Annotated in this window: 7 protein-coding genes; 1 reads left to right on the plus strand and 6 read right to left on the minus strand. The window is 71.5% G+C overall.

Going from position 1 to position 4530, the window contains the following annotated elements; all coding sequences use genetic code 11:
- The 6 genes from AB0G13_RS34105 to AB0G13_RS34130 form a co-directional block, all read right to left on the minus strand.
- Positions 1-1634, minus strand: a 1634-nt coding sequence (locus AB0G13_RS34105; RefSeq protein WP_357883651.1) for a phage tail tape measure protein, incomplete at its 3' end; no start/stop codon positions are given.
- Between the two features lie 3 nt (positions 1635-1637).
- Positions 1638-1904 carry a hypothetical protein gene (locus tag AB0G13_RS34110; RefSeq protein WP_357883654.1) on the minus strand — a complete coding sequence of 89 codons (267 nt, stop codon included), beginning with the start codon at positions 1902-1904 and terminating at the stop codon, positions 1638-1640.
- A gap of 104 nt (positions 1905-2008) precedes the next feature.
- A complete protein-coding gene (locus AB0G13_RS34115; RefSeq protein WP_357883657.1) occupies positions 2009-2557 on the minus strand; it encodes a hypothetical protein in 549 nt (182 codons plus the stop codon).
- Positions 2558-2635: 78 nt separating this feature from the next.
- On the minus strand, positions 2636-3115 hold the full coding sequence (locus AB0G13_RS34120; protein WP_357883660.1) for a hypothetical protein: 480 nt from the start codon (positions 3113-3115) through the stop codon (positions 2636-2638).
- Between the two features lie 2 nt (positions 3116-3117).
- A complete protein-coding gene (locus AB0G13_RS34125) occupies positions 3118-3459 on the minus strand; it encodes a hypothetical protein (RefSeq protein ID WP_357883663.1) in 342 nt (113 codons plus the stop codon).
- Between the two features lie 13 nt (positions 3460-3472).
- Positions 3473-3808 carry a hypothetical protein gene (locus tag AB0G13_RS34130; protein ID WP_357883666.1) on the minus strand — a complete coding sequence of 112 codons (336 nt, stop codon included), beginning with the start codon at positions 3806-3808 and terminating at the stop codon, positions 3473-3475.
- A 78-nt stretch (positions 3809-3886) separates the two neighbouring features.
- On the opposite strand from AB0G13_RS34130, the gene AB0G13_RS34135 reads away from it, so the two are divergent.
- Positions 3887-4384 (plus strand): hypothetical protein, encoded by a 498-nt coding sequence (locus tag AB0G13_RS34135; RefSeq protein ID WP_357883669.1) that lies wholly within the window; start codon positions 3887-3889, stop codon positions 4382-4384.
- Positions 4385-4530 lie beyond the last annotated feature (146 nt).

Raw genomic sequence — 4530 nt, forward strand, 5'->3', positions numbered from 1 at the left:
GACACCCGCTCGCGGGTTCGGGTCAGGCTGGTGTTGGTGCTGTCCAGCCCGGGCACGAGCCCCTCGAGCAGATCCTGGCCCCACCTCGCGAATTTCCGCCGATCGTTGTCGGTGTCCGCGAGGAACTTCAGACCGACGTTCAGGTCGGCCATGTCGCCGCCGAGGACCCGCGCGGCCTCGCCGGCGAGCTGACCCGACTTGCCCCAGGACTCCAGGCCCTTTGACAGAGCGTCGACCTGCGGGTTCAGGTCGCCGACCATCTTGTTGACGACCGCGCCAGCCACCTGGAGCGCCGCGAACGCGATCGCCGCCCGGCCCGCCCACTTCGTGGTCGCCTCCAGGCCGCGAGCCGCCCGGGTGCCGGCCGGGCCCGTCGCTGCGAGCTCCTCGCGAAACTCCGCGTTGGCGCGCCTCGTCTTCACCCACCCGGCGCCGAGCAGGGTCGTCGCCCCGCCCAGCGCCGCCATCACCGTCAGCGAGCTGCCCACCGCCGGCGGCAGGTCAGACAGCTCCCCGACCAGGCTGTCGAGGGTCTGCACCAGCACCCGCAGCCCCGAGTTGGGGCCCGACGCCGACTCGATCGCCAGGGTCTCCAGAGATCCCCGCAGCCGCTCCAGGTCACCTGCAAGGTTGTCGGTGCGCATCGCCGCGGTCTCGGCCGCGTACCCGGCGTCGTTGGTCTTGTCGATCCACGACTGGATGCCGTCGGCGCCCTGCTCGTACAGGATGGACGCGCCACGCACGGCATCAGCACCGAAGATCGTCGCCATCGCATTGGCCCGCACCTCGGGCGTCAGCGAGGACATCTTCGCCCTCAACTCGCCGGCGAACTGGGCGAGCCCCTTGGCGTTGCCCGAGGCGTCGTAGAGCGAGATGCCAAGCTCGTCCATCAGGACCTTGGTCGAGCCGGACGGCGCCTGGAGCATCAGCAGCATCTGCTTGAAGCTCGTGCCGGCGTCGGAGCCGGTGAGGCCGGCGCTGGCGAACGCCGCCAGACCGCCCGTGGTCTCCTCGATGCTCAGGCCGGTCTGCGCGGCGACCAAGCCAGCCTGGTTGAGGGCCATGCCCATGTCGTGCACGGAGCCCTGAGCCTTGCCGGCGGCAGCGGCGAGCAGGTCGGCGACGTGCGGAACGTCCGAACCCCGCAGCTTGAATTGTGTCAGCGCGCTGGCAGCGATCTCCGCCGCCTCCGCCACCTCCAACCCGCCGGCGGCGGCCAGGTCGAGAGCACCCCGCAGACCGCCGGTCAGGATCGCCGTCGTTGAGACGCCCGCCTTGGCCAGCTCCTCGATGCCCTGCGCTGCCTCGGTCGCGCTGAAGCTCGTGTCCTTGCCCGCCTGGAGAGCGGCCTCCCGCAGCCGCTCCATGTCGCCGGTGCTGGCCTTGGTAGCCGCCCGCACGGCGCTCATTTGCTTCTCGAAGTCCATGGCGAACTTGCCGGCCAGGGCCGCTGCGCCTAGGAATCCGGCGCCCATGAGCGCGGCCTGGTCGGCGACCTGGTCGAGCCGTCCGGCCTTCGCCGCCTTGTCCATTTCGGCCGTGAGACCCCGAGTAGCGACACCGGCCTGCCGCAGGCCAGCCATGTAGCCGGACACCTCAGCAGTGAGCTTCACCCCGACGGTACGCAGCGCCACAGGTCACTCCCTCCGCCTGATTCGGAACAGCCGCGCCCCCGCGTAAGGGCTGGGCGTCTTGCCGTCGTCAGCGGCCCGCCTCGACTCGATCAACGCCATCTGCGCCCGACACGTCGACCGAGTCACCTCGAACTGCGGACCGCTCTCCTCCGGCGCCGTGCAGTCCTCCAGCAGCCCCCCGTGCAGCGGGCACAGCCACGACCGGTACAGGCCAAGCGCGAGGATCTCGGCCCGGTCCTGCTCGGTCCACTCCGGCTCCCGGGTCGCCACCGACCGCACCAGGCGGCCCCGCCGGTTGTAGTAGTGCCGGGTCGTCTCCGCCGGCTCCCGGCCGTCCAGCCGCGACGGAGGAATGCCGAGTCGCTCAGCCGCCTCTACTCGGTCGCGGAACCCCGAGTCATGCGCGAGGCGGCGGGCGAGAAAGGGACGTCCACCTCGCGCCGGTTCAGGCCCCACGCCGCGTTGGCCAGCTCGTCGAACTGCCGGTCGGTGAGCACCTCGTCGAGCAGCCGCGCCCACTGCGCGTCGTCGAGCTGCGGGTCGACGACGGAGGCCCGGACCAGCGCCGGGTAGAACGTCTCGATGTTGACGCCGATGATGCGGTCGCGTTCGTCGACCTCGCCGGCGTCATCCTTGCGGGGCGGGTGCGCGGCCACGAACGCCCGCCACGCAGGCCGCGCCATGGCGCGCAGCCGGAACGGGTAGGTGTGCGCCTGCATCTCCGCGCGCAGCGCCTCCATCCGGTCGGCGATGGCCCCCGAGCCGTCGCCCTCCAGAGAGACCGCGGGGGTGCGGAGTTCGTCTTCGAGCTGCCGCTCCAGGTCTTCGAACTCGGCGACCAGGTCGCCGCGTAGGCAGATCGGCACGGTCCGCTCGGGCAGCTTCGCCGCCGCGAGCAGCGTCGTGAAGTCGGTGCTGGTCATGGTCTGGCCCTTCTTCCTGGCCCGGAGATGTGGAGCGGGGACGGACCGGGCCAGGTGGTCCGCCCCCGCGATCGTGGGTCAGGCGACAGCGGCGCGCAGCGACGGCTGCTCGCGCATCTTCAGCGGCACCTCGAACCGCTCGACCGTGTTGGGCTCGCTGTCCATCCACGCCGTCTCGCCGCAGATCACCGGGTACACCTGCACCGGCTGGCCCGAGGCGTACGCGGTCGCCGCCGGCAGCGACTTGCGGATCACGATGAAGCCCTCGGCGTCGGGGACCATGGTCGTGTAGACCACGTCGGAGCCGGTCTGCTTCTTGAAGCGGATCATCGTGCCCGAGAAGCTGCGCCGGCCGTTCGTGTTCGTGTCGAACGTGTCCTCGAGGCCGGTCGTCGGAACGTCCGCCGTGTCGGGCCGGAACCCGACCAGTCCGTCGCCGGTGGCCCACTGGCTGACGCGGATGCCCGCGTTCAGCTCGGTCAGGGTCGGGGCGTTCTTGTTCGCGATGGCCGGCACCCAGTCCGCCCTGGTCTTGCCGTCGCCGGGGATGTCCGCCATGCCTACTTCTCCTTGCTCTTCGCGGCCGTGTTCGGCCCGCTCGTGTCGGTCGTCGGGGTCGAGGTCGCGGCCGGCACCACGTCGGCCGGCTGGTCGGCGTTGAACGGGCTCTCCGGCACCGGCGGGTCACTCGGGTGCCAGCCCTTCGCCGCCCACAGCTCCACGGCGGCAGCCGGGAATCGCTGTCGGCCGCCGTGCTCCTCGTGCCGCAGCCACACCCGGTCCTCGCCGGCCGGCTCGTCGCACTCCGACCAGCCCAGCGGCTTCCACCGATCCCGCTCGTCGGCACCCTCGATCAGGGCCTTCGAGCCGTAGCCATCGGTCATCCAGTACTTCGTCTTCATCGGTGCTCGCTCCTCAGCAGCGGATCAGCTTGTACGTGACCGAGGCGGCCGACGACAGCGTCACCGTCGCCACCCCCGTCGCCGAGTTGATGTGGCCCGGCGACAGCCGGAACCACCGGTCCGCGCCCGCGGGCACCGCCTGGGCCACCGCCGTGCCCGCGTTGCCGACCCGCGTCGAGCCCGGGTCGGCGAGGGTCACGTTGATCGACGCCCCGCCACCGTTGATGACCTGGAGCAGAGCCCCGTTCTGGCCGATGTCGGACCCCGACACCGTGTCGGACGTGGACATGGCCGCCGGCGCGACGTTGGTGGCCGCGCCGGTGACCGAACTTGCGGTGAGCAGCGCCATCGGCGCACCTCCTGAATGGACAAGTCCGCCCAATCGGCGGAGCGTGATCTCTTGGATGCCGCCGGTACGGTGTCCGGCATGGCAGTGGGTGACCTCGATCGCGACCGGATCATCGCGGCGTACGCGGATGGCCAGGACGTCGCGAGCATCGGACGCGAGTACGGCGTGAGCAGCGACGACATCGAGCGGATCGTCGCCGAGACCGACCCGGTCGCTGCGGAGCCGGCCGCGCCATCCCGGCGGGCGCCCGCCGCCATCGTGGCGGCGGCGCTGATCGTCGTGCTCTATGGCCTCGTCCAGCTCGTCTCGGCCGCCTCGCACCCGGCCTACAACGGTGCCGCCTTCAGGGCGGCCGTCGTGGTCGTCGGTGGCGCCCTCTACACCTTCATCGCTCTCGGCATCTGGAAAGGCTGGCGGGCCGCACAGTGGTTCGGCGCGGTGGGAGGCGCGCTGGCCGTCGTGGCGGGCGCCAGCGCGGACGGCGGGCCGGACCTCCTGGGCGTCGTCGGCGGCGCCCTGTTCGTCGGCCTGCTCATCGTGCCGGAGTCGTCGCGGGACTGGTTCGCCCGCCGCTAGGCCGGCTCGCTGGCCAGCCGGTACACGTCGACTCGGTCCATCACCAGCGTGCCGGTGGACTCGTCCGGCTCCGGCGGGTTGCTTTCCTCCCGGCGGATCGGGAAGCAGGTGCGGCCGGGGATGATCGGAGTCTTGCCCAGCAGCGC

The organism is Micromonospora sp. NPDC023633, assembly GCF_040640035.1.
Classification (GTDB): Bacteria; Actinomycetota; Actinomycetes; order Mycobacteriales; family Micromonosporaceae; genus Micromonospora.